This window comes from Amycolatopsis sp. EV170708-02-1 (genome assembly GCF_022479115.1).
In the GTDB taxonomy this organism is placed as follows: Bacteria; Actinomycetota; Actinomycetes; order Mycobacteriales; family Pseudonocardiaceae; genus Amycolatopsis.
This window is the reverse complement of sequence record NZ_CP092497.1, coordinates 7,439,989-7,461,394: the sequence shown is the minus strand read 5'-3', so window position 1 is coordinate 7,461,394 and position 21,406 is coordinate 7,439,989. Positions and strand designations below refer to the sequence as shown.

At 69.6% G+C, this 21,406-nt stretch carries 26 protein-coding genes; 14 read left to right on the top strand and 12 right to left on the bottom strand.

Features of this window, described 5'->3' with window-relative positions:
• Window positions 1-118 precede the first annotated feature (118 nt).
• The 5 genes from dpgA to MJQ72_RS33850 all read left to right on the top strand — a co-directional run bounded on the left by dpgA (window position 119) and on the right by MJQ72_RS33850 (window position 5,130).
• On the top strand, window positions 119-1,219 hold the full coding sequence (dpgA, locus tag MJQ72_RS33870) for a 3,5-dihydroxyphenylacetyl-CoA synthase DpgA (protein WP_240595150.1): 1,101 nt from the start codon (window positions 119-121) through the stop codon (window positions 1,217-1,219).
• A 43-nt stretch (window positions 1,220-1,262) separates the two neighbouring features.
• The gene (gene dpgB, locus MJQ72_RS33865; RefSeq protein ID WP_315860918.1) at window positions 1,263-1,874 is read left to right on the top strand and encodes an enoyl-CoA-hydratase DpgB; all 612 of its coding nucleotides are present in this window, start codon (window positions 1,263-1,265) and stop codon (window positions 1,872-1,874) included.
• On the top strand, window positions 1,871-3,088 hold the full coding sequence (dpgC, locus tag MJQ72_RS33860) for a (3,5-dihydroxyphenyl)acetyl-CoA 1,2-dioxygenase DpgC (RefSeq protein WP_240595146.1): 1,218 nt from the start codon (window positions 1,871-1,873) through the stop codon (window positions 3,086-3,088). Before dpgB ends, dpgC begins: the two co-directional genes overlap by 4 nt.
• Window positions 3,085-3,876, top strand: a complete 792-nt coding sequence (dpgD, locus tag MJQ72_RS33855) for an enoyl-CoA-hydratase DpgD (protein WP_240595144.1) — start codon at window positions 3,085-3,087, stop codon at window positions 3,874-3,876. Before dpgC ends, dpgD begins: the two co-directional genes overlap by 4 nt.
• A 171-nt stretch (window positions 3,877-4,047) precedes the next feature.
• A complete protein-coding gene (locus MJQ72_RS33850; RefSeq protein ID WP_240595142.1) occupies window positions 4,048-5,130 on the top strand; it encodes a 3-deoxy-7-phosphoheptulonate synthase in 1,083 nt (360 codons plus the stop codon).
• Window positions 5,131-5,206: 76 nt separating this feature from the next.
• Here MJQ72_RS33850 and MJQ72_RS33845 read toward each other — a convergent pair whose 3' ends face one another.
• Window positions 5,207-5,608 carry a helix-turn-helix domain-containing protein gene (locus MJQ72_RS33845; RefSeq protein ID WP_240595140.1) on the bottom strand — a complete coding sequence of 134 codons (402 nt, stop codon included), beginning with the start codon at window positions 5,606-5,608 and terminating at the stop codon, window positions 5,207-5,209.
• A 28-nt stretch (window positions 5,609-5,636) separates the two neighbouring features.
• Between MJQ72_RS33845 and MJQ72_RS33840 the strand changes: the two genes are divergently transcribed.
• Window positions 5,637-6,203, top strand: a complete 567-nt coding sequence (locus MJQ72_RS33840; RefSeq protein WP_240595138.1) for a hypothetical protein — start codon at window positions 5,637-5,639, stop codon at window positions 6,201-6,203.
• A 400-nt stretch (window positions 6,204-6,603) separates the two neighbouring features.
• Here the strand turns inward: MJQ72_RS33840 and MJQ72_RS33835 are convergent, their stop codons facing one another.
• A complete protein-coding gene (locus tag MJQ72_RS33835) occupies window positions 6,604-7,491 on the bottom strand; it encodes an oxidoreductase (RefSeq protein WP_240595136.1) in 888 nt (295 codons plus the stop codon).
• An 88-nt stretch (window positions 7,492-7,579) separates the two neighbouring features.
• On the opposite strand from MJQ72_RS33835, the gene MJQ72_RS33830 reads away from it, so the two are divergent.
• Window positions 7,580-8,227 (top strand): DNA-binding response regulator, encoded by a 648-nt coding sequence (locus MJQ72_RS33830; protein ID WP_240595134.1) that lies wholly within the window; start codon window positions 7,580-7,582, stop codon window positions 8,225-8,227.
• Here the strand turns inward: MJQ72_RS33830 and MJQ72_RS33825 are convergent.
• Window positions 8,224-9,105 carry an ADP-ribosylglycohydrolase family protein gene (locus MJQ72_RS33825; protein WP_240595132.1) on the bottom strand — a complete coding sequence of 294 codons (882 nt, stop codon included), beginning with the start codon at window positions 9,103-9,105 and terminating at the stop codon, window positions 8,224-8,226. The genes MJQ72_RS33830 and MJQ72_RS33825 overlap by 4 nt on opposite strands.
• Before the next feature lie 304 nt (window positions 9,106-9,409).
• Between MJQ72_RS33825 and MJQ72_RS33820 the strand changes: the two genes are divergently transcribed.
• From MJQ72_RS33820 to MJQ72_RS33810, 3 genes are all read left to right on the top strand, one after another.
• Window positions 9,410-9,724, top strand: coding sequence for a hypothetical protein (locus MJQ72_RS33820; protein WP_240595130.1), 315 nt, complete (start codon window positions 9,410-9,412; stop codon window positions 9,722-9,724).
• Window positions 9,725-9,758: 34 nt separating this feature from the next.
• Window positions 9,759-10,970: a peptidoglycan-binding protein gene (locus tag MJQ72_RS33815; protein ID WP_240595128.1), complete on the top strand. Its 1,212-nt coding sequence runs from the start codon at window positions 9,759-9,761 to the stop codon at window positions 10,968-10,970.
• Window positions 10,971-11,048: 78 nt separating this feature from the next.
• Window positions 11,049-11,459: a hypothetical protein gene (locus MJQ72_RS33810; RefSeq protein ID WP_240595126.1), complete on the top strand. Its 411-nt coding sequence runs from the start codon at window positions 11,049-11,051 to the stop codon at window positions 11,457-11,459.
• Between the two features lie 51 nt (window positions 11,460-11,510).
• Here MJQ72_RS33810 and MJQ72_RS33805 read toward each other — a convergent pair whose 3' ends face one another.
• The 3 genes from MJQ72_RS33805 to MJQ72_RS33795 all read right to left on the bottom strand — a co-directional run bounded on the left by MJQ72_RS33805 (window position 11,511) and on the right by MJQ72_RS33795 (window position 14,339).
• The gene (locus MJQ72_RS33805; RefSeq protein WP_240595124.1) at window positions 11,511-12,494 is read right to left on the bottom strand and encodes a glycosyltransferase; all 984 of its coding nucleotides are present in this window, start codon (window positions 12,492-12,494) and stop codon (window positions 11,511-11,513) included.
• An 82-nt stretch (window positions 12,495-12,576) separates the two neighbouring features.
• The gene (locus MJQ72_RS33800) at window positions 12,577-13,404 is read right to left on the bottom strand and encodes a hypothetical protein (protein WP_240595122.1); all 828 of its coding nucleotides are present in this window, start codon (window positions 13,402-13,404) and stop codon (window positions 12,577-12,579) included.
• Window positions 13,405-13,598: 194 nt separating this feature from the next.
• Complete coding sequence (locus MJQ72_RS33795; RefSeq protein ID WP_240595121.1) at window positions 13,599-14,339, bottom strand: hypothetical protein; 741 nt, start codon at window positions 14,337-14,339, stop codon at window positions 13,599-13,601.
• 172 nt (window positions 14,340-14,511) lie between these two features.
• On the opposite strand from MJQ72_RS33795, the gene MJQ72_RS33790 reads away from it, so the two are divergent.
• Window positions 14,512-14,928 carry a hypothetical protein gene (locus MJQ72_RS33790; RefSeq protein ID WP_240595119.1) on the top strand — a complete coding sequence of 139 codons (417 nt, stop codon included), beginning with the start codon at window positions 14,512-14,514 and terminating at the stop codon, window positions 14,926-14,928.
• Window positions 14,929-14,977: 49 nt separating this feature from the next.
• On the opposite strand, the gene MJQ72_RS33785 is transcribed toward MJQ72_RS33790, so the two are convergent.
• From MJQ72_RS33785 to MJQ72_RS33770, 4 genes are all read right to left on the bottom strand, one after another.
• Window positions 14,978-15,529 (bottom strand): M23 family metallopeptidase, encoded by a 552-nt coding sequence (locus MJQ72_RS33785; RefSeq protein ID WP_240595118.1) that lies wholly within the window; start codon window positions 15,527-15,529, stop codon window positions 14,978-14,980.
• Between the two features lie 142 nt (window positions 15,530-15,671).
• Window positions 15,672-16,112, bottom strand: coding sequence for a hypothetical protein (locus MJQ72_RS33780; RefSeq protein ID WP_240595117.1), 441 nt, complete (start codon window positions 16,110-16,112; stop codon window positions 15,672-15,674).
• An 81-nt stretch (window positions 16,113-16,193) separates the two neighbouring features.
• Window positions 16,194-16,475: a hypothetical protein gene (locus MJQ72_RS33775; protein ID WP_240595116.1), complete on the bottom strand. Its 282-nt coding sequence runs from the start codon at window positions 16,473-16,475 to the stop codon at window positions 16,194-16,196.
• An 11-nt stretch (window positions 16,476-16,486) separates the two neighbouring features.
• Window positions 16,487-16,753, bottom strand: a complete 267-nt coding sequence (locus MJQ72_RS33770) for a hypothetical protein (protein WP_240595114.1) — start codon at window positions 16,751-16,753, stop codon at window positions 16,487-16,489.
• A 155-nt stretch (window positions 16,754-16,908) separates the two neighbouring features.
• On the opposite strand from MJQ72_RS33770, the gene MJQ72_RS33765 reads away from it, so the two are divergent.
• From MJQ72_RS33765 to MJQ72_RS33755, 3 genes are read left to right on the top strand one after another with little or no spacing between them, the layout of a single operon-like run.
• The gene (locus MJQ72_RS33765; RefSeq protein ID WP_240595112.1) at window positions 16,909-17,331 is read left to right on the top strand and encodes a helix-turn-helix domain-containing protein; all 423 of its coding nucleotides are present in this window, start codon (window positions 16,909-16,911) and stop codon (window positions 17,329-17,331) included.
• A gap of 2 nt (window positions 17,332-17,333) precedes the next feature.
• A complete protein-coding gene (locus MJQ72_RS33760) occupies window positions 17,334-17,816 on the top strand; it encodes an ImmA/IrrE family metallo-endopeptidase (RefSeq protein WP_240595110.1) in 483 nt (160 codons plus the stop codon).
• Window positions 17,813-18,889: an MAB_1171c family putative transporter gene (locus MJQ72_RS33755; RefSeq protein ID WP_240595108.1), complete on the top strand. Its 1,077-nt coding sequence runs from the start codon at window positions 17,813-17,815 to the stop codon at window positions 18,887-18,889. Before MJQ72_RS33760 ends, MJQ72_RS33755 begins: the two co-directional genes overlap by 4 nt.
• Here the strand turns inward: MJQ72_RS33755 and MJQ72_RS33750 are convergent.
• Window positions 18,876-19,544 carry a hypothetical protein gene (locus MJQ72_RS33750; RefSeq protein ID WP_240595106.1) on the bottom strand — a complete coding sequence of 223 codons (669 nt, stop codon included), beginning with the start codon at window positions 19,542-19,544 and terminating at the stop codon, window positions 18,876-18,878. The genes MJQ72_RS33755 and MJQ72_RS33750 overlap by 14 nt on opposite strands.
• Window positions 19,544-21,058, bottom strand: coding sequence for a glycosyltransferase family 2 protein (locus MJQ72_RS33745; RefSeq protein ID WP_240595104.1), 1,515 nt, complete (start codon window positions 21,056-21,058; stop codon window positions 19,544-19,546). The genes MJQ72_RS33750 and MJQ72_RS33745 overlap by 1 nt, the downstream gene beginning before the upstream one ends.
• Window positions 21,059-21,406: the final 348 nt, after the last annotated feature.

Sequence of the window (21,406 nt, the reverse complement as noted above, 5' to 3'; positions counted from 1 at the left end):
CCGCAAGGAGTCCTTCGCGGACCACGACACGAGATCCGAGAAAGGTGAAAGCGATGTCCGCTGCGCGGTTCAAGCAGCTCCTGCGAAGCAAGTTGCGTACTTGGGGATGGATGTATCGATGACTGCCCTGGCCGAAACCACCGCGGACCTTTCCGTCCACAATGGATTGACCGAGATCACCCGGTTCGCCGGCGTAGGCACCGCGGTCTCCGAGTCGTCCTACTCGCAGTCCGAGCTGCTCGAAATCCTCGACATCGAGGATCCGAAGATCCGCTCGGTCTTCCTGAACAGCGCCATCGACCGGCGTTTCCTCACCCTGCCGCCGGAGGGTCCCGGTGGCACCCGCGCGGCCGAGCCGCAGGGCGACCTCCTCGACAAGCACAAGAAGATCGCCGTCGACATGGGCTGCCGGGCCTTGGAAGCCTGCCTGAAGTCGGCGGGGGCGACGCTTTCGGATCTGCGTCACCTGTGCTGTGTCACCTCGACCGGGTTCCTGACGCCCGGCCTGAGCGCGCTCGTCATCCGGGAAATGGGCATCGATCCGCATTGCAGCCGTTCGGACATCGTCGGCATGGGCTGCAACGCCGGTCTCAACGCGCTCAACGTGGTCGCGGGCTGGTCCGCGGCGCATCCCGGCGAACTCGGCGTCGTCCTGTGCAGCGAGGCGTGTTCCGCCGCCTACGCGCTGGACGGCACGATGCGGACCGCGGTGGTCAACAGTCTTTTCGGCGACGGATCCGCGGCGCTCGCGGTGGTTTCCGGTGACGGACGCGTGGCGGGCCCGCGCGTCCTGAAATTCGCCAGCTACATCATCACCGACGCGGCCGACGCGATGCGCTACGACTGGGACCGTGACCAGGACCGGTTCAGTTTCTTCCTCGACCCGCAGATCCCCTACGTGGTCGGCGCGCACGCCGAGATCGTCATCGACCGGCTCCTGTCCGGGACGGGCCTGCGCCGCAGCGACATCGGCCACTGGCTGGTGCATTCCGGCGGGAAGAAGGTGATCGACGCCGTCGTCGTCAACCTCGGCCTGAGCCGGTACGACGTGCGCCACACCACCGGTGTGCTCCGCGACTACGGGAACCTTTCCAGTGGCTCCTTCCTCTTCTCCTACGAGCGGCTCGCCGACGAAGACGTCGCCCGCCCGGGGGAGTACGGCGTGCTCATGACCATGGGGCCTGGCTCCACGATCGAAATGGCGCTTGTCCAATGGTGACGCGTGACGAAATCGAAGGTGACCTGGTGCTGCGTTTCGACGGATCCCGCCCCTGTCCATCGCGGCCGTCGAGGAGATCGACGCGCTCTGCGATCGTGCCGAAGACCACCGCGGGCCGGGACCGGTCACCCTCCACCTCACGGGAGCCCCGCCCGACGGCTGGGCGAAGGGGCTGGCGGTGGGCCTGGTGTCCAAATGGGAGCGCGTCGTGCGGCGGTTCGAGCGGCTCGGCAGGCTCACGGCCGCCGTGGCGTCGGGTGAATGCGCCGGGATGGCCTTCGATCTGCTCCTCGCCGCCGACATCCGGATCGCCGAACCGGGGACCACGCTGCGCTTGGCGTCGGCGGGTGGTGGCACCTGGCCGGGGATGACCGTGTACCGGCTCACCCACCAGGCGGGCGCGGCGGGTATCCGGCGGGCCGTGCTGCTCGGGACCCCGCTCGACACGGACCGGGCGCTCGCCCTCGACCTGATCGACGAGGTGTCCGCCGACCCGGCGAAGACGCTGGCCGAGCTGGCCGGGGTGACGGACGGCGCCGAGACGGCGATCCGGCGGCAGCTGATCTTCGAAGCGGGCTCGACCACCTTCGAGGAGGCGCTCGGTTCCCACCTGGCCGCGGCGGACCGGGCCCTGCGCCGGGAAGCCAAGCCGTGACGACCGACAGCGCGCCAGGGCTCGACCTCCGGGCCCTGGCGGGGGAGGCCCACCGGGTCGACGACGACGTCCGGAAGGCGCGCGCGGACTTCGTCGAGGCGCACGCGGAAGAGATCTACGCCGAACTCACCGATGGCCGGACGCGGTACCTGCGTCTCGACGAACTCGTCCGCGCCGCCGCGCTCGCCTTTCCCGGTCTGGTGCCGTCGGAGGAACAGATGGCGGCCGAGCGTTCGCGGCCGCAGGCGGACAAGGTCGGGCGCGAGATCGACCAGGGCATCTTCCTGCGCGGGATCCTGCGCGCACCGAAGGCCGGACCGCATCTGCTCGACGCCATGCTCCGGCCCACCGCGAGGGCGAAGCGGTTGCTGCCGGAGTTCCTCGAAACCGGCCTCGTGCGGATGGAAGCCGTCCGGCTGGAGCGCCGGGACGGCGTCGCGCACCTGACCCTGTGCCGGGACGACTGCCTGAACGCCGAGGACGCCCAGCAGGTCGACGACATGGAGACCGCGGTCGATCTGGTGCTGCTCGACCCGTCCGTGCGGGTGGGGCTCCTGCGGGGCGGGGTGATGAGCCATCCCCGCTATCGGGGGCGCCGGGTGTTCTGCGCGGGGATCAATCTCAAGAAGCTCAGCGCCGGCGACATCCCGCTGGTGGATTTCCTGCTGCGGCGGGAAACGGGGTACCTCCAGAAGATCTTCCGCGGCCTGCTGACGGACGATTCCTGGCATTCCCGGTTCACCGGCAAACCGTGGACGGCGGCCGTCGATTCGTTCGCCATCGGCGGTGGGACGCAGCTGCTGCTGGTCTTCGACCACGTGCTGGCGGCGTCCGACGCGTATCTCAGCCTGCCCGCGGCCAAGGAAGGGATCATCCCCGGGGTGGCCAACTTCCGGCTTTCCCGGATCGCCGGGCCGCGCGTGGCCCGGCAGGTGATCCTCGGCGGCCGCAAGCTCCGGGCGGACGAGCCGGACGCCCGGGCGATCGTCGACGAGGTCGTGCGGCCGGACGAGATGGACGCGGCCATCGAGGGTGCGCTGGCCCGGCTCGGCGGGGAAGCCGTCGCGGCCAACCGGCGCATGCTGAACCTTTCCGAGGAACCACCGGAGGAATTCCGCCGGTATATCGCCGAATTCGCGCTGCAGCAGGCTTTGCGCATCTACGGCGCGGACGTGATCGGCAAGGTGGACGGCTTCGCGGTGGGGTCACGATGAACGGTGTCCGGTACGAGAAGAAGGACCACGTCGCCTACGTGACGATGGACCGGCCCGAAGTGCTGAACGCGATGGACCGGCGGATGCACACGGAACTCGCCGGGATCTGGGACGACGTCGAAGCCGACGACGACGTCAGGGCGGTGGTTCTGACCGGCGCGGGAGAGCGCGCGTTCTCCGTCGGTCAGGACCTCAAGGAACGCGCGCGGCTGACCGACGAGGGCGTCGAGGCGTCGACGTTCGGCAGCAGCGGCCAGCCGGGTCATCCCCGGCTGACCGACCGGTTCACGCTGTCCAAACCGGTGGTCGCGCGCGTGCACGGCTACGCGCTGGGCGGCGGCTTCGAACTCGTGCTCGCGTGCGACATCGTCGTCGCTTCCGAAGAAGCGGTCTTCGGCCTGCCGGAGGTCCGCCTCGGGCTGATCGCCGGCGCGGGCGGTGTCTTCCGGTTGCCGCGTCAGCTTCCGCAGAAAGTGGCGATGGGTCATTTGCTGACCGGGCGCAGAATGGACGCGGCGACGGCGTTGCGCCACGGCCTGGTCAACGACGTCGTCCCGTTCGCCGAATTGGACCGGTGCGTCGCCGAATGGACGGACGATCTGGTGCGTGCCGCCCCGCTTTCGGTGCGGGCGATCAAAGAGGCCGCGTTGCGATCGCTCGACCTTCCGCTCGAAGAGGCGTTCAAAACCTCGTATCCGTGGGAAGAACGGCGGCGGGCGAGCGCGGACGCGAGCGAAGGCGCCCGTGCGTTCGCCGAGAAACGGGATCCGATCTGGACGGGGCGCTGAATCCGGGTTGGACCATTGTTCCGCGTGCCGGACGGTGGAAGATTCGGGGTAGGAGAATTCTCGCTCGAGTAAATGCCGGGCTTGCTTCCTAGTTCACCCGAGACCGCCGTCCGGGCCGGGAAACCCCGGCTTTCCCGCACCCGGTGCCGGCAGAAACCCTGGATATCTGTGATGACAACCATCGCCACGGTCGAACTCGACAACCAGCGCATCGACCGGATGGTCCCGCTGGTCACGCCCGCCCTGCTGCACCACGAACTGCCGCTCGGCGCGACCGCGGCCGACACGGTGCGCCACGGCAGGGAAAACGTCCTCCGCGTCCTCGACGGCACGGACGACCGGCTGCTCGTGATCGCCGGGCCCTGTTCCATCCACGACCCCGCCGCGGCACTCGAATACGCCGACCGGCTCGCCGCCCTCGCCGGCCGCTTCGTCGACGATCTCCTGATCGTCATGCGCGTGTACTTCGAAAAGCCCCGCACGGTCGGCGGCTGGAAGGGGCTCATCAACGATCCGCACCTCGACGGCACCGGTGACGTCAACCGCGGGCTGCGCATCGCCAGGGACCTGCTCCTCGAACTCGCCGAGGGCGGTCTGCCCGCGGCTTGCGAATGGCTGGACACCACCATCCCGGCGTACCTCGCCGACACCGTCTCGTGGGGTGCGATCGGCGCGCGCACCGTGGAAAGCCAGAACCACCGCATGCTGGCCAGCGGCCTGTCGATGCCGGTCGGTTTCAAGAACCGCCGCGACGGCGACGTCGGCGTCGCGGTCGACGCGATCCGTGCCGCCGAAGCCCGTCACGTCGTCCCCGGCGTCGACCCCAGCGGCCTGCCCGCGATCCTGCACACCGTCGGAAACCCGGACTGCCATCTCGTGCTGCGCGGCGGGAACAGCGCGCCGAACCACAACCCGGCGTCCGTCCGCGCGGCGCTCACCACGCTGCAGAACGCGGGCCTGCCCCGCCGCGTCGTGATCGACGCGAGCCACGACAACAGCCGCAAGGACCACCTCCGGCAGGCCGTCGTCGCCGGCCAGATCGCCGAACAGATCAAGAACGGCCAGCGCGGCATCGTCGGCGTCATGCTCGAATCCAACCTCCAGGCCGGTCGCCAGGACCTCCACCCGGACCGGCCGCTCACCTACGGCCAGTCCATCACGGACGCCTGCATCGACATCGCCGCCACCCAGGAGGTCCTCCAGACCCTCGCCACGGCCACCGCCGCCCGCCGCTCCGGAGTGCGCGCCGTCTGATCACGCGAGTTACGCCTTCAAGCACGCGAGATCGCCGTTCAATCACGCGAGTGCGCCGTCTGATCACGCGAGTGCGCTATCCGATCGCGTCGGCACAGCCCATCGCCGCGTTCGGCGCGGCATCGCCGCGGGTGCGTTCGAGATGCGCCTCGCCCCACACCCGGACTCCCTCGACCACCGGCAGGACCGTGGCCCCGTACGGAGTGAGCCGGTAGATGACGCGTGCCGGGACCGGCCCGGTCACGACGCGTTCGACGAGTCCGTCGGCTTCGAGTTCACGGAGCTGTTCGGCCAGCACCTTGGGCGTGATGGGGGCGCCCCGGCGGCGGAGGCCGGCGAAATGGGACTCGCCGTGGGCGAGCCAGTACAGCAGCGTCAGTTTCCATTTCCCGCCGATCGCGGCGAACGCCGCGGCCATCGGGCAGCCGGGCAGCGGGTTGGGACGGGGAAGGTTACCCAGAGGTGCCTTCTTGTCCATGGTCGTCCTCCGCTCGGATAGTCGGACCATGACCGTGCCATACCAACGAATCCTGACAGTGGGCCTTTCGGCCCTGATGCTGGTCGCGACGGCGGCGTCGGGCGACGCGTCGACCTCGGGCACCGATCCCCAGCGCGCCTTCGACTGGGAGATCGGCACCTGGCGGTCCACGGTGCGGGTGCTCGCCGAGCCGCTTTCGGACTCCGCGGACCGGTGGCTCCAGTTCGCGGGCACCAGCACCGTGCGCCCGCTCATGGACCGGCGGGCGAACGCCCTCGAATTCGAGGTCTCCGGTCCGGACGGGCGGATCGACGCGCTCAACCTGCGGCTGTACGAACCGCAGGCGCAACGGTGGAGCCTGACCTTCGTCAACCTGCGCGACGGTCTGCTCACCCCGTCGGTTCATGGCGGGTTCCGCGACGGGGTCGGCGAGTTCCACGGTGACGACCGGCTCGGCGACCGCCCGATCAAGGTGCGTTTCCTCGTCTTCCGGCAAGGCCAGGACGAAGCGCGTTTCGAGCAGGCGTTCTCCGCCGACGGCGGGACGACCTGGGAAACGAACTGGGTCGCCGTGGATCGCCGAGTCCGCTGGTGAGGCTTCGGTGCGGCGGGGCCGCACTCACGTGATCGAAGCCGGAACTCGCGTGATCCGCGGCGGAACACCCCGAGTGCGGCCTCCGATCACGCGAGTCACGTGCTTGATCACGCGAGTTACGCCTTCGCGCACGCCGCGCCCTGTGGCTCAGTCCGTGAAGGCCTCCTTGAGGGACTCTGGGTCCCTCAAGGAGGCCTTCACGGACTTCGGATCGGTGGGTACATAGGACACGGGCGGCTTTATCCCGGAACGCCACTCACGAGACCCCTCGTGCGGGATCGGCCGTTCGCGTGACTGGTTGGACGACACATGTGTGCCGATGGACGACTCGCGTGATTGGTTGGACGACACGGCGAGGCGTCCCTCTGGACACCACTCACGACCGCGGGGACCGGACCACTCACCCTCGGCCCACGCCGTCCAGGAGCCCCAGCTCCTCCTCGCTCAGCCGCAGGCCGCCCGCCGCGACGTTCTCCTCCAGATGCCCGGGATCGCCGGTCCCGGGGATGGCGAGCACGTGCGCGCCGCGGTGCAGGGTCCAGGCGAGCCGGATCTGCGCCGGGGACGCGTCGTGCGCCGCGGCGACCTTCGCGACCTCGGCCTGCCCCGGAACGGCGTCGGGTGTGGGGGCGCCGGGGAGCGAAGTGGTGACGGCGAAGAACGGCACGAACGCGATGCCGTGCTCGCCGCACAGGTCGACCAGGGCGTCGTCCTCCCGGTCGGCCAGGCCGTAGCGGTTCTGCACGCAGACCACCGGAGCGATCGACAGTGCCTCGGTCAGCTGGTCCGCCACGACGTTGGAGATACCCAGATGGCGGATCAAGCCGGCCTCGCGCAGCTCCGCCAGCGCGCCGAAATGTTCCGCCACCGAGCCGGGCTCCTTGCCCATCGCGGCGCCCCAGCGCAGATTGACGACGTCGAGGTGGTCGAGGCCGAGTTGCCGGATGTTCTCCTCGACCTGGCCGCGCAGCTGATCCGGGCGCGCGAAGGAGAACTCGCCGTCGCGGTCGCGGCCCGCGCCGACCTTCGTGGTGATCACGAGGCCTTCGGGGTAGGGCTGGAGCGCGGTGGCGATCAGCTCGTTCGCCGAGCGCGTGGGGGTGAAGTAGAACGAAGCGGTGTCGATGTGGTCGACGCCGAGTTCGATCGCGCGGCGCAGGACGGCGATCGCGCTTTCGCGGCTCTTGGGCCTCTCGTCCCACGGCATCCCGGTCAACCGCATCGCGCCGAGGCCGATCCGGTGGACGGTGAGGTCGCCGAGCCGCCAGGTGTCGTGAAGGTTCGTCATGACCACCAGCGTCGTGACGAGGCCGTCCGTGGTCAGAAAATGGCAACAACCTGCCACCTGGTCGCGCGGTTGAGGCAGTATCGGTGTCATGCGGACGAGTGATGCGGTCACGGTCGTGCGCGGCGAGGAGGAGCTGTTCCGCCGGGTCGGGCACCTGTTCTCGACCGTGACCGACATGGCGTGCGCCGCCAACGACCTCGCGACCTGGGTCGCCGCCCACGGAGCGGGTGAGCTCGCCGAGCGCCGGGCGGGCCAGGTCCGGATCCGCAAGATCTACCGGGCCGGGCTGCTGCTCGACCCGGGAACCGCGCAGGAGCTCGCGAGGGTCCGCGACCGGCACGGAGCCCAGGTCCGCATTTCCACCGAGGACGTCAACGAGACGATCGTGCTGGACGGCAGGCTCGTCATCCTCGCCGGTGACCTGATCGCCGGGCAGCGCGGCTACAGCGTCATCACCCAGCCCGAAACCGTGCAGGGCGTGATGTCGCTGTTCGAGGCGGCCTGGCGATCGGCGACCGAGCTCGCCGTCTTCGACGCGCGGGTGTCCGAGATCCGGCGGCTCGCGCCCGCGGTGCTGGACCTGCTCGGCAGCGGCGTCAAGGACGAGGCCGCGGCCAGGACCCTCGGCCTCGGCGTGCGGACCTACCGGCGCCGGGTGGCCGAGCTGATGGCCGCCCTCGGCGCCGAGTCCCGCTTCCAGGCCGGTGTCCGGGCACGCGAGCTGGGTTTGGTCTAGATCGCCCACTCCGGGAGCGGTTCGCGGGCGTCCAGCCAGGACGGCGGCAGGCCGTCGGCACCGACCCTGGTCGCGACGATGCCGCCGACGATGGCGCAGGTGGTGTCGACGTCGCCACCCGCACCCGCCGTGGTCCAGAAGGCCTTCTCGTAGTCGTCGAGGTTCCTGGCCGCGGCCCACAGGGTGAACGGCACCGTGTCGTGGGCGCCGGTGTGGCTGCCGTTGCCCAGCTCGTGGGCGGCGGTCGTGGCCGAGGGCTCGTCAGCCAGGCCGACGGCGGCACGGACACCGTCGTGCACGCGGCCCGGCGGCACCCGCCGCAGCACCTGGGTGAGGAAGTCCCTCGGTGAGGGCGGGTCCGGGGTGGCGGCCAGCGAAGCGGCGACCGCGACCGCGATCGCGCCGGCCACCCCGTCCGGATGGGTGTGGGTCACCTCGGCCGAAAGCGCGGCCTGGCGCGCGGCCTCGCCGGGATCGCCGCCGAACCAGGCGCCGAGTGGCGCGACGCGCATCGCCGCGCCGTTGCCCCAGGACCCCTGCCCGTCGAACAGGTCCGCGACCAGCTCACGCCACGAGCCGCCCTCGCGGACGAGCCGCAGCAGGCGGTTCATGGACGGGCCGTAGCCGCGGTCGAAGTCGTGACGCGCCGCGAAGCTCGCGGCGAGCAGGTCTTGGTCGACGTGGCCGGCCCGGTCCAGGACGGCGAAAACGGAACACGCCATCTCGGCGTCGTCGGTCCAGTGCCACGGTCCGGGCGGCGGTTGCCGCCGTGCCCAGTGGTCGCGATTGTCAGGGACGAAGAACTGGGAACCCAGCGCGTCGCCGAGGGCCAAACCGGACAGGGAGTTCAAGGCGCGAGCGCGCCGGTCGATGGTCATCGCGGCCCATCCTGGCAAAGGGCCCGAGCCCGGGAAAGGCGTTTTCCGGGCTCTCGCCCGCCTCCCGACCGGGTGAGCTTCCGCTGCTGGCGGCGGGTGCCGAGAGGGTAAGATCTCCCCGCCGAGGATGCCGGTCGAATCTTCCGGGAACCGACGCGCGGCCGGATGCGTCGGTGTACACGAACGGCGTCATCGCGTTTCGGGAAACGGTGCGCACACGTGGGTGGGAACTCATAGGGTGCGCGGTAGGCAATGTGGGTCAGGCAAAGCACGGGCGCAGGCGCCGGGACTGGAAGGATCATTCATGACTCGCCGATTCGACCCAGAGCAGATCGCCGCGCTGGCCAAGAAGGTCGGCGGGCTCAAGGACGGCTACAACGGCACGGGCAAGGACCTGGGTGACGGCGACCCCGGAGCCGCGTTCGGCGACCTGAAGAACGCGGCCGGCACGGGGACCACCATCAAGGGTTTCCACCGCGGGGTGAACGCCGAACTGGCGGCCGCCGCGAAGCTCGTCGACGCCGCGTCGAACGCGCTGGCCAACGCCGCGCAGCGGATGCGCAACGACGAGGCCGCGGGTGTCGACACCCTCCGCGGCAACGCTCGCGAGCGGGACTGATCGGACTGAAGACGGGAACCAGGGGGATTTACCGATGACCACCGCGGAGCGGAATCCGAGCACGCTCGACGACCCGTCGCACGACCGCCCGAAGTCGCTGGACGCCATCGACAAGCACGCCCAGCAGACGCAGAAGCTCAACTCGGGCGCGGTCAACGACCAGGCCAGGAAGGTCGGCGGAGCCGCCACCCGGGCCAACGACCTCGGAGACGACCTCAAGGCCTTCCGTGACGACGTCCTGCGCCACTGGGAGGGCAAGGACGCCGACGCCGTCGCCGACCACCTCGAAAAGCTCGGCAAGGCCAGCTACAAGGTCAGCGACAAGGCCGAAGCGGCCAAGAACATCCTCCAGCGGGTGTCCGAGATCATGGACGAGGTCAAGAAGAAGGTCGCACAGCTCGCCCAGGAAGCCAACGACAAGGACGCGGACAACCGGAAGCTGATCGACGCGGCCCGCCGCCGGAAGAACAGCTCCGAAGACGACAACGAGATCGCCGCGGCCGCGTCGGACATCGAGCGGCTCCGGACGCTCAACGAGAAAGACTCGAACGGCAAGAAGGACGAGATCGAGAAGGCGCTGGACGACGCCGAGAAGCAGATCGACGATCTCCTCAAGCCGCTCGGCCTGGAGATCGAAGGCGGTTTCCTCGAACTGATCCCCGCCGACGACGGCCAGACCACGGCGTCGAGCGTCGACGCCAAGCCGGTCAACTCCAACATCGGCAGCACCCCGAGCTACGGCGGGGGAGACGGCGGCGGTGGGGGAGGCGGCGGCGGTGGCGGCGGTGGTCCGGCCGGGGTGCCGGGCGACGGCAGGCCCGCCAAGCCGATCGACGCCCGCGGCGACAACCCGGCGAAGATCGCGGAGCAGTTCCTTGGCCGCAACGCCGGCGACCTCAAGGGCAGCGGTGAGCTGCCCGCCATGCAGTCGTGGGTGCCCAACAACGTCAACTGCGCGAACTTCGTTTCCGGCTGTCTCGAGGCGGCGGGCCTGATCGACAAGGGGCAGGCCAGTGCCTCGGTCGCGGGCCTGACGGCCAACCTCGAAGCGGACGGCTGGCGGTCGGTGCCGCTCTCCGAAGCGAAACCCGGCGACGTGGTGATCTCGAACAACGGCGGGCACGTCGTGTTGTACGCGGGCGATGGGCAGTTCATCGGCTCGAACAACGTCAACCCGGACGGTTCGCAGAAGATCAGCATGGGCGGCGGTGGCGGCCTCGTGAAGATCCTCACCCCGCCGACCTGATCCGACAGAACGCCGTAGCAGCACCGGGCCGGCGGACGCGATCGCTCGCGTCGCCGCCCGCCAGTGGGAGGTAGCTTGATGTACAGCCCGTCCGCACGACCCTTTCCGGTGGCGCTGACCCCCGGCGACCCGGTCCGGGAAGCGGTGCTCCAGGCCGCCACCGCCCGGCTCGACGAGGAGTTCGGCGATCAGGTCCGGGTGGCCGTGGAACAGCTCGACCGGCTCGGTCCCTGGGTGTTCCTGCAGGGCACGATGCGTCCCGCCGAAGCAGGCCGTCCGTACTACGCCGGCACCATCTACGAGAACCGCCGGGCCGACGGCGTCATGTCCGACGTCTACGTCGCCCTGCTCAAGAAGAAGAGCGAAACGAGCGTCGACGACGACCCGCGGTCCTGGCGGGTGGCGAACTGCGCCATCGGCCCGACCGACGTCGCGTGGCTGACCTGGCCGGACGACTACGAGATCCCGCAGGCGCTGTTCGGGTTCTGATCGGCTTCGGGCCTCGTGAGTGGCAAGGACGGTTAGAACCGTCCTTGCCACTCACGAGGCCCGAGCCCATTCCGGCAGGGTGCGGGCGACCTCGTCGGGTGAGGGCATCCGCGAGATCTCCTCGGCGATCGCCCTGGCCGCGTCGCGATGCGCGGCCCGGGCCAGCAGGGTCCGCGTGTGCTCGGTGACGGCTTCGGCGCTCAGCTCACCGGGCTGAAGGCTCAGCGCGGCCCCCGCGGTGCACAGCGCTTCGGCGTTGGCGAAGTGGTCGGCTCCCTGGGGCAGGAGCAGCTGCGGGACACCGGCGGCGAGCGCGCCGAGCGTCGTGCCGCTGCCGCCATGGTGCACCACCGCGTCGACGTATGGCATCAGATCCGTTTGCGCTATCCAGGCCCGCACCGTGACGTTGTCCGGGACGGCGCCGAGTTCCTCCGGGCGGATCCGCCCCGAGGCGACGACCACGTGCGCGCCGAGCGGGGCCAACCCCCGGATGGCCGTGGCGAGGACTTCCGGTGTGCCGAACGCGGTGCCGAGGGTCAGGTAGATCAACGGTCTCGCGGTCTTTTCGAGCCGCGCCGCTGGTTCGGAAAAGGGCACCGGGCGCAGTTCGACGCGTTCGGCCGTCGCGAGGAAGTGCTTGTCCTGCAAGGACGGCGGGCAGATGTCGAGATGCGGCCGGTCCGGTCGCGTCGGCGCCCGAAGCCCGATCCCGTCGGGGAACATGCGGCCGAAACCGTGCCAGAGTCCCGGGATCCCGGCGCGTTCCGTGGCGACGGCCACCCCCGGTTGTCCCCATTCGTGTACGACGAGGCCGGGTCGTAGCCGCGCCAGTTCCGGTTCGAGGTCTTCGGCGTAGATCTCGTAGAACGCGTCCGCCGGCCGAAACGGCCGGAGACCGTGCCGGAGCAGCGGCGGATGGACGTTCTCGCCGGCGGCGAACCACACCTCGTGCCCGGCGTCCCTGGCGGCGATCGCGAGCGGGATCAGCGGATAGGTGTGGCCGACCGACGCAAGACTGGAGAAGAGGACCCGCATACTTCGAGATGTTAGCATCAGATGTTCCGAACATCTGAAAAAGCGGGCGGCCGGGTGCTCCGGCCGCCCGCTTTCCCGCTGGTCAGGGGCGGTAGATCTCCTTGACCGTGGTGATCCGGTCGGCGCCGTCCACGGTGATCAGCGCGAGCACGGGGTTGCCGTCCCGCAGCTGCTGGATCAGCTGGTCCTGGCCGCACGGCAGGCTGCCGTAGCCCTCGTCGTCGATGGTGACCGACTCACCGGGGCACAGGGTGGCCGCGCTGAACACCTCACCGCCCTTCCGCAGCGGAAGGCGGTAGGTCTTGCCGTCGGCCGGGCCTGCCTGGCCGGTGATCAGCTGGAAGCGGGCCATCCGCAGGTCGGCGTCGTACCCGGTGAACTGCACCCGCTGGGTGGAGTTCGGGAACTCGCGGTTCTGCTCGACGGGCGCCTTCCCCGAACTCGCGGGCCTGGTCTCCAGCTGCAGGGAGCTGTTCGGCACGCCGCAGGTCACTTCGTAGCCGGATTCCGTCAGCCGGGCGCAGGTCCACCTGCCCTGGACGTCGAGCACCCGCTCGCCGGGACCTTCGGCCTGCGGCAGTTTCTCGTAGTACTCGGTGATCACGTTGTACGCCTCGGTGCAGCCCGGCGTGGTGCCGTCCGTGGCGGCCACCGCGATCAGGTCCATCTTCGGCCGCCCGGGGGCGCCGACCTGGCCGCCGTGCTTACTGCAGTCGACGTCGCCGCCGGAAGCCTCTCCGGCGGCCGCCCCCTGGCCGCCGCCCGTCTGCGCCTGTTCGACGGCGGCGTTCTTCACCGGGGAACCATTTCCCGCGACATTGTTCCCGCCGCACGCGGAAAGCAGTGCGGTGGCGGCCAGTGCGCCGCCCACAATGGCGGTCTTGATGGTCTTCTTCGCGGTGAAATTCATTTCAGCGCCCCTCTCGCGTCCCTTGTTCGAAGCTTTGTCCCGGAAGACGCCGAAAGCGGAATGGGGTTGCTCCGAAATGCGGTCGCGGCGCAGAGGTGCCCGAAGGTCCGAATCGCCGTGTCCGCACGGGCACGACCGCGGCGGGCCACGCAACCCTCCCCGGCTTGGCTCGCCGGGGAGGGGCGCGGAGCGGGTTACGGGATGACGCGGTTGCGCAGGTTGTTCGGGTACGGGCCTTCGCCGTGGATGTTCAGCTCGGTGCCCACTTCGAAGCTGTAGTACGGGTGCGAGCTGAAGTAGCTGTCCAGATTGGTGCCGCCGAAGCAGATCAGATCCGCGCCGCCCGCGGCGTTGGGGCCGTTGCACAGGCTCAACGTCGGGTACCGGAAGGAATCCACCGGCCGGAAACCGGCGCCACCGGGGCCGGGAACGGGCAGATGCCCGATCAGCCCGCCGGGGTCACCCGGCCAGTTCGACTCGACGGGCTGCCGCCGCCCGTCGGCGAACAGCACGCCCTGGATGTTCCGCCCGGGCGGCTCGGTCTCCAGCACCGTGCCCGCGACGAGTGCGCCGAGGCTGAACCCGACGATGTACACCTTCGTTTCGAGGTCGCAGCCGTAGGTGACGTAGAGGTTGTAGAGCGCGGTGCGCAGGTTGGCGACGCCGGCATCGACGTCGGCGTACAGATTGACGTCGCCCGCGCTGTTCGGATACGGGATGCGCACCGGGTCGGCGCCGCCCGGCGCGAGGTTCCGGTCCAGAAGTTTCTGTGCGCCGCCGTCCTGATATCCCGGGACGACGAACATGACGGGTCCGCACGGGCCGTCCGGGCGGGCGGGTGCCGCCTGTGCCGCTCCCGCTCCGGCGATCGCGCCGGCCAGGGTGACGACGGACAGGACGGCGGTCGCGAGCAAACGCGCTCCGGTTCTTTTCATCGGTTTCTCCCCACTGTCGTATTGCCGCGCCGAACGCTAATGAGTGCGGATGAAATACCGATGAAATGCGGGGCCGTACCCACTTTCGGGTGAAGTTGTCGCCTTGGTCTCAAGTTCTGTGCCGACGGTGTCGGATCGCTTGCCCGGTGACCGTGAGAGGTAGTTTTCCGCCATGACGAAAATGCGTGGGATTTCGAGGACGGCGGGGGCCGTGCTGTTCGCGTGCTTGGCCATCGCGGGGTGTGGCGGTGATCCGCAGCCGCCCGCTCCGGTATCGAGCCAAGCGCCGGCCACGGGCGCGGCGTACCCGATGCCCGCGGGCTGGCCGTTGACGGAGTTCCCGCTGCCGCCGGGCGGTACGGCGCCCGCCCCGCGCGCGAGCGACACGGTCGTGTCGTTCCGGATCGACGGCGTGGACACCGAGAGCGCGAAGGGTTTCTACGCGGAGACGTTGCCAGGGCTCGGTTACGCCGATACCCACAACGCGAACCTCGCCATCGCCCGCTATGAGGGCAACGGGGTGAAGATCCTGGTGCAGGACGAACAGACCGGCTCGGCGCGCGTCACCATCACGAAATCGGCGGGCTGACAGGGGGAACACCCGCGGCGCCACGGGTGCCCTGCCGGATTACGCGGGCTCAGGCCCTGGTGTTGACGCTGACCGGGCGAGAACCGGTCGGCGGGGTCCAGCCCTGGAGGGTGGAACGGAGGCTCACGCGGGTGGAGCAGTTGATCACCTGGTAGTGCAGGTGATAGTCGGTGGCCGCCCCGGTCTTGCCCGACCAGCCGACGATCCGGCCCTGCGGGACCCAGGTGCCCGCGTTGTAGATGGCCCTGTTCAGGTGGATGTATTGCGTGCAGGTGCCGTTGGAGTGCCGGATGATCACCTCGATGCCGTTCGACGCGTACGGCGACCAGCCCGAGACGAGGATCTGGCCGCCCTGTGCGGCGGACACCTCGTAGTTGGCCGGGAGCGCGAAATCCCACGCGTACTCGTTGTAGGGGCCGGTGTGGGAGAAGGTCCCCTTCGGTCCTTGGGAGACGGTGTAGGCCTCGCCCGCGGGGTACGGCAGTTCGTAGTAGTAGTCGGCGGCCGAGGCCGTGCCGGCACCGGTGATGGAGAGGCCCGCCGCCGTCAGTACGGCGGCCGCCATCGTGATCAGCTTGCGCCGTAACGTTTTTCCGCTCATGGTGTCCCTCGCTTCCGTGCGATCAACGCCCTGCCGTCGGCCGGGCGTCCCTGAGTGAACAGGCAGGCCACGGCTCGGACAATGGTGTGTTCAGGGCTTGCGCGAAGGCGGGAATGGGGTTATTTCAGCGGTTTCGATCGCGTCAGCGGCGGACGGCGGCCAGGATGACGAGGAACTGGCCGCCACCCGGCTCGACGGCGGCGGTCACCGGCACTCCCGGCACCAGCCGGGAAAAGCGGTCCACCAGCCAGTCGGCGGCCTCCTGTGCGTCCTGCTTCGTCGGGCACCGGGCGACCATTTCGCGGCCTCCCTTGCGCTCCAGTCGTCCGGCGACGGTGATCAGCGGCGCGGGTTCGACCACGTGCAGGCGGTCCGGCCAGGCGATGACCACCTTGACCGCGCCCTTGCGGGTGTTGCACCCGCGGTGCGCGAGCCGCTCGGGGATCTTGGCCTTCCGGTCCGCGGTCCGGCTGTCGACGCTCGGCCCCCGCGGGTCGTTCACCGACATGTCCGGGTCGACCGGTTCGTCGCACACCCAGCATCGCCAGCCGTCGCGTTCGGCCACGTCGTCGAGGAGACTCACCCGGTCAACCTAGCCTGAAGTCCGTGAAGGCCTCCTTGAGGGACTCTGGGTCCCTCAAGGAGGCCTTCACGGACCGCCGCCCTACTTCGTGCAGTGGATCCCGGCTTCACCCCGGTACATCACGAAGCTGATCTTCACCGAGTACAGGTGGATGATCACGCACTGATCCGGCGTGTAGCCGTAAGCGGAAGCGTGGTCGTAGGCCTGCTGCAACGCCGTCCGCTTGGCCGAGGCCGACGTCTTCTCCACGGTGGTCCCGAGGAACGCCCGGGTCTCTTCGGCGCTCGCCACCGACGGCGCGAGTGTCATGAGTCCCGCGAGGACCACGGCGGCCCCCGTGGCGCGGGCGATCGTCCTGTTCATGTTCTCCCCTTTCAGCGCTGGCAGTAGAGCCAGACGGTGGCGCTGTAGTAGCTGAAGTGCGACCGGACGTCGTAGCTGTGGACGTAACACTGCGAGTCCAGCCAGCCCGTGTTGCGGGCGTACAGCCGGGCGACCTTTTCCCCCGAGCCGACGGCGTCCGTCGGATACATGCCGATGCCGGTGGCGTGGAACTGTCCGATCTCCACGGCGAGCGCCGGCTGTGCAGACACGGTCACCGCGGCGGCTGCCAGTACCGCCGCGGCCAGCAACTTCTTCATGGGAACTCCCCCTTCTGGTCGTCAGCCAGAATCGACTGACTCCCCTCAGTCATTCATCTCAGCTAACGTGGGAACCGTAGGGCGACGGCTGTCCGGCTGTCAACCCAGATGAATGAGATTCCACGAGGCATTCATTTCAGCTAACGGAGGTGAAGATGACCGAACCACGGGCGACCACGCTCACCGACCGGATCGACCGCCTCTTCCAGGTGGTCCGGCGGGCGGACGGCGGGCAGCACAGCCACGAGGAGGTGGCGCGGGCCTGCCGGGAGAGCACCGGCGAGTCGTTCTCCGCCGCCTACCTCTGGCAGCTGCGGACCGGCCGCCGGGACAACCCGACCAAACGGCATCTCGAAGCGCTCGCGGCGTTCTTCCAGGTGCCGCCCGCGTACTTCTTCGACGACGAACAGGGGAGTGCCCTTGCCGAGGAGGTCGAATTGCTGGGAGCGTTGCGCAACAGCGCGGTGCGCAACCTGGCGTTGCGTGCGGTGACGCTGTCCGAGGAGGGGCTCGGCACCGTGACCGACATCGTCGAGGCGATCAAGCGGCGCGAGTCCCAGCGTGACCAGGGGGAGTAGCCATGCTGGGCAGGAAGAGCGCGCTCTGGCGCAGATGTGAGCGCATCGCGGGCGCCGTGCGGCTGCCGGAGCCGTTCGACGTCACCACGTTGTTCCGCGAGGTCGCGGCGATGCGGGGGCGGCCGATCGAACTGGTGCCGCTCGCGGCACGGCCGGGGGCGCCGTGCGGGGTGCTCGCGGCGACCGATCGGGCGGACTACGTGTTCTACACGCGGGACACGTCCCCGTTGCACCAGCGGCATATCCTCCTGCACGAACTCGGTCACCTGCTGTGCGGGCACGTCGAAGGCGAGGTGCGGCCGGAGGCGATCGCCGCGATGGTCGCGCCCAGCCTTTCGGCCGACCTGGTCCGCCGGGTCCTCGGCCGCACGACGTACGCGCAGGAACAGGAGAAGGAGGCCGAACTCGTCGCTTCGCTGCTCATGCGCCGCGCCGTGCGCTCCGGGCCCGGAACCGATCGGCTGCGCCAAGCCCTCGGGTCATGATCAGTTACCTGTCCGCCGGGCTGCTGGCACTGATCGGCCTCACCCGGCTGATGACGGTCCGCACCGGGCCGAGGCATCTGGCCACGTTCTTCCTCAGCATGGCGGCGGGGCTCGCCGTCTCGGCCGACGACACGGTCCGGCTGCTCGGCGACGCACTGCTCCCGCGGCTGGTCACCAACGGGCTGCAGCTGCTCGCGATGCGCGCGCTGGTGCAGCTGGTCCGCAGCACCCGGTCCCCGGAGAAGCCGGCGCCGTTCTGGCCGATCGTGGTGTGCTGGGCCCTGATGGTGCTGTGCTACCTGGACTTCGCGCCGCATCGGCTCGAGGTGGGCACGCCGGGGTTCCAGTGGCGCTGGAGCATCGTGGCCTATCAGCTGATCATCACGACGTACGCGGTCACGTGCCTGGTGATGTTCATCCGCACGCTCGTCCGCAGCGCCGCGGGCCGTCCACGCGGGGCGTTCCGGACCGGGCTGCGGATCCTGGTCTGCGCCGCCGCCGTCACCGTCGGCTGGGCGCTGTTCTCCGGGCTTCCCTCGCTGTGGCTGGAGATCACCGACCTCGCGGACCTCGACTTCATGCCCCGCGCACGCCTGGTCGGGCTCTGCGCGATGGTGCTGTGGGTCCTCGGCGGACTGTTCACCACCTGGGACGGCGCGCTCCGGCTGGCGCGCGCGTGGCGGAGGATCCGGGCGGTGACCCCGTTGTGGAAGGAACTCGTCGCCGCCCATCCGCAGATCGCGCTGCCCGTACGGCACGACCTCGAATTCACCTTGTACCGCAGGATGATCGAGATCCGTGACGGCCTGCTCGCGGTGCGGGCACACGTCCCGCCCCAGCTCGGGGACTGGCTGCGCACCCCGGTCGACGCACCCACGCGCGCCGCCGCCGAACTCGCGGCGGCGCTGGTGATGCGGGAGGCGGGCCGGAGCTGGCCGAACCACCCGGCGGGGCCGCATCCCAGCGTGCGGGACGAAAGCGCCTGGCTGGGCGCGGTGTCGGCCGCGTTCACCCGCTCGCGTGTCGTGCGGGAGGTACGCGAGCGTGCGCTGGCGGAGGTCAAGGCCTTTTGAGCTCCAGCGTGGCGTTGTGCAGCGACGAGTACAGCGGGTCGGAAGTGAAGTCGGGTCCCGTTTCCTCGCCGAGGTAGACGTCGATGTGCCGGTCTCCGCCGAGCCCGGGGGTGAATTCGTCCATGATCCGCCAGGACGCGGAACGCAGCCGGTCGCAGACGGCCGGGTCGATCGCCGTGCCGTCCTCCGCGGTGCCGCAACCGGTGATCCGCAGTTCGCGGCCGGCGGCCAGGACGGCCGGATCCGCGGCGGCGGAGACGAAGGGTTCCAGCGGGCGGCCGTGGCTGTCGCGGGGTGCGTCGTCCAGCCAGAAACCGGTGTCGTGCGACCAGTTCAGATAGCGGCCGGCGTGGCGGCCGCTGACGATCCGGCCGGTGCCTTCGTCCTCGACGGCCTGCACGAAATCCTGGGGATAGCTGCCCAGCGGGTCGTCGCCGCGTTCGCAGTCGAGCACCAGGCAGCCGGACACCGGTACCGGGTCGTCGTGGTGATGCGACTCGACAGCGGTGTAGTACACGGTCACGTACCACCCGGTGGACGACTCCTTCCCGCTGCCGTCGCGGTCGATGGAGGCCGCGGCGAGGGCCAGCCCGGCGGCCGCCAGGACGAGAACGAGCTTGTTCCGTTTCGGGCGGCGCCGGTGCTGGCCTGCCATCACACCCGCTCCAGTCGTTGGGTCGGTTCGGTTTCGGCCAGCGGATGCGGGACCGGCCGGGTCGGCTCGGCGGCGGCCAGCGCGGCCGCGGGAATCGGCTGGGTGACACTGGGATCGACGGTCACCGGCGGGGCGGTGGGCCGCGGCACCGGGAGCCGCACGGGCTGCGAGACCGGGGCGGGCGCCGCCATCGGGACCGGCATCGGCGGCAGCGGCGGTGGCGCGGCCTGGCCGTCTTCGGCCAGCCGTTCGGTCTTGGCCCAGCCGTTGCGGCCGGACAGCAGCCGGAACAGCGCGCGCCACGTCGCGATGATGCCCAGCGCCAGGAACCACGGGTAGAGCACCCCGGCGAACAGGCAGCGCAGGATGTTCTCGTCGCGGAGCCGGACCCAGTAGACCAAGCCCCAGAGCAGACTCGGCAGCATGGCGAGCCCGACCAGCATCGCGGCCGACGTCGGCAGAGTGTCCACTGTGGCCACCAGCCCGCCGAGCGTGCTCCCCGTGGCCAGCGCCACCGCGGACGCCGCGACCAGGTCGACCAGCAGCAGCGACATGGGCACGGTCAGCCAGGGTGAGAGCAAGTAGATCAGGAAGTCGGTGAGGCCGAGGCCGCTGACGAACCGCGACGTGGTCAGCCTGCGCAGATGCCGGAAGCATTGCAGATTGCCCTGCGCCCACCGGGTTCGCTGACGCAGCAACCGTTTCACGTCGGTGAGTCCCTGCTGGGTGACCCACGCGGATTTCGTGTAGCGCACCCGGATCCCGGCCAGATGCAGGCGCAGACCGAGTTCCAGGTCTTCGACGAGACAGGCCGACCACGGGCCGGGGTGGAACCGGGCGAGGACGGACAGCCGGGTGAACTGGCCGTTGCCGCCCAACCCGACACTGCCGACCAGATCGCGCAGCGACTGCGCGGAGTCCGCGATGGCGCCGAATTCCAGATCCTGAAGCAGGGCCAACGTCTTGTGCCGGTTGTGGATGCGCACCCGGCACTGCACGGCGCCCACGTTCTTCTCCGCCATGAGTTCGGCGATCTCGTCGAGCATTCCCTCACTGCAGCGGCCGTCGCCGTCCACGATCCCGACGATCGTCTGCTCGACCGAGCCTTCCCGGCGGGCGATGTCGAGGATGTAGCGGTACGCCGTGTTGAGGCCTTCGCCCTTGCCCTGCCGGGCCATGGGCAGTTCGCGGCGCAGCACGTGCAGCCGCGGATCCCTGATACCGGCGAGGATGTGTGGTGTCGCGTCGTCGGAAGCGTCGTCCACGACCACGACGCGGACCGGTGTGTACCGGGTTCCGGTGGCCAGCGCATTGCGCACCGTGTTCGCGATGACGCGTTCCTCGTTCAGCGCCGGGATGACGATCCAGAACGGCACCGGATCCGGCGTCCGGCGCACACTGCGCGGCCGTTGCGGGGACCGCCAGGCGAACACCGCGAGGACGAGGTTCTGCAACGGCCACCAGATCAGCACGCCGACCATGATGGTGGCGATGACGGACAGGCTGGTTTCCATTTCGCTAATTCCCCCTTTCCGGCGCGGACGCGATGCGCACGAGAATCGAACGAATCGCGAAAAGCAACAGGATGAACGCGGCGAGTGACAAGAGCGGCCAGGCGCCGGCTCCTGCGGTGACCCCCAGGGTCGCGGTGGCGCCGACGGCCGGTCCGATTCGGATCACAGACATTTCTCCCCCAAAGAAGCGTGCTCAAACCCCTTGTGTGTAAAGGATTGTGCGCGATGCGTCGGGCCCCCCGGCCGATCCCGCATCGTCGACTACGACGTGAAGAGCCGTGCCGCGGTTCCCTCGATCGGGTGAGGAAATTCGGCGGGAACCGGGCAGAACCACTCTGCGTCGCATCG

Excerpts from the sequence above, each read along its gene's own strand:
- MJQ72_RS33795 (WP_240595121.1), bottom strand. The coding sequence starts at position 14,339 with ATGAAAAGAACCGGAGCGCGTTTGCTCGCGACCGCCGTCCTGTCCGTC.
- MJQ72_RS33845 (WP_240595140.1), bottom strand. The coding sequence starts at position 5,608 with ATGGACAAGAAGGCACCTCTGGGTAACCTTCCCCGTCCCAACCCGCTG.
- MJQ72_RS33760 (WP_240595110.1), top strand. The coding sequence starts at position 17,334 with ATGCTGGGCAGGAAGAGCGCGCTCTGGCGCAGATGTGAGCGCATCGCG.
- MJQ72_RS33775 (WP_240595116.1), bottom strand. The coding sequence starts at position 16,475 with ATGAACAGGACGATCGCCCGCGCCACGGGGGCCGCCGTGGTCCTCGCG.
- MJQ72_RS33750 (WP_240595106.1), bottom strand. The coding sequence starts at position 19,544 with ATGGCAGGCCAGCACCGGCGCCGCCCGAAACGGAACAAGCTCGTTCTC.
- MJQ72_RS33840 (WP_240595138.1), top strand. The coding sequence starts at position 5,637 with ATGACCGTGCCATACCAACGAATCCTGACAGTGGGCCTTTCGGCCCTG.
- MJQ72_RS33810 (WP_240595126.1), top strand. The coding sequence starts at position 11,049 with ATGTACAGCCCGTCCGCACGACCCTTTCCGGTGGCGCTGACCCCCGGC.
- MJQ72_RS33835 (WP_240595136.1), bottom strand. The coding sequence starts at position 7,491 with ATGACGAACCTTCACGACACCTGGCGGCTCGGCGACCTCACCGTCCAC.
- MJQ72_RS33815 (WP_240595128.1), top strand. The coding sequence starts at position 9,759 with ATGACCACCGCGGAGCGGAATCCGAGCACGCTCGACGACCCGTCGCAC.
- MJQ72_RS33805 (WP_240595124.1), bottom strand. The coding sequence starts at position 12,494 with ATGCGGGTCCTCTTCTCCAGTCTTGCGTCGGTCGGCCACACCTATCCG.
- MJQ72_RS33820 (WP_240595130.1), top strand. The coding sequence starts at position 9,410 with ATGACTCGCCGATTCGACCCAGAGCAGATCGCCGCGCTGGCCAAGAAG.
- MJQ72_RS33825 (WP_240595132.1), bottom strand. The coding sequence starts at position 9,105 with ATGACCATCGACCGGCGCGCTCGCGCCTTGAACTCCCTGTCCGGTTTG.
- MJQ72_RS33770 (WP_240595114.1), bottom strand. The coding sequence starts at position 16,753 with ATGAAGAAGTTGCTGGCCGCGGCGGTACTGGCAGCCGCCGCGGTGACC.
- MJQ72_RS33755 (WP_240595108.1), top strand. The coding sequence starts at position 17,813 with ATGATCAGTTACCTGTCCGCCGGGCTGCTGGCACTGATCGGCCTCACC.
- MJQ72_RS33765 (WP_240595112.1), top strand. The coding sequence starts at position 16,909 with ATGACCGAACCACGGGCGACCACGCTCACCGACCGGATCGACCGCCTC.
- MJQ72_RS33790 (WP_240595119.1), top strand. The coding sequence starts at position 14,512 with ATGACGAAAATGCGTGGGATTTCGAGGACGGCGGGGGCCGTGCTGTTC.
- MJQ72_RS33745 (WP_240595104.1), bottom strand. The coding sequence starts at position 21,058 with ATGGAAACCAGCCTGTCCGTCATCGCCACCATCATGGTCGGCGTGCTG.
- MJQ72_RS33785 (WP_240595118.1), bottom strand. The coding sequence starts at position 15,529 with ATGAGCGGAAAAACGTTACGGCGCAAGCTGATCACGATGGCGGCCGCC.
- MJQ72_RS33850 (WP_240595142.1), top strand. The coding sequence starts at position 4,048 with ATGACAACCATCGCCACGGTCGAACTCGACAACCAGCGCATCGACCGG.
- MJQ72_RS33800 (WP_240595122.1), bottom strand. The coding sequence starts at position 13,404 with ATGAATTTCACCGCGAAGAAGACCATCAAGACCGCCATTGTGGGCGGC.
- dpgA (WP_240595150.1), top strand. The coding sequence starts at position 119 with ATGACTGCCCTGGCCGAAACCACCGCGGACCTTTCCGTCCACAATGGA.
- dpgD (WP_240595144.1), top strand. The coding sequence starts at position 3,085 with ATGAACGGTGTCCGGTACGAGAAGAAGGACCACGTCGCCTACGTGACG.
- MJQ72_RS33830 (WP_240595134.1), top strand. The coding sequence starts at position 7,580 with ATGCGGACGAGTGATGCGGTCACGGTCGTGCGCGGCGAGGAGGAGCTG.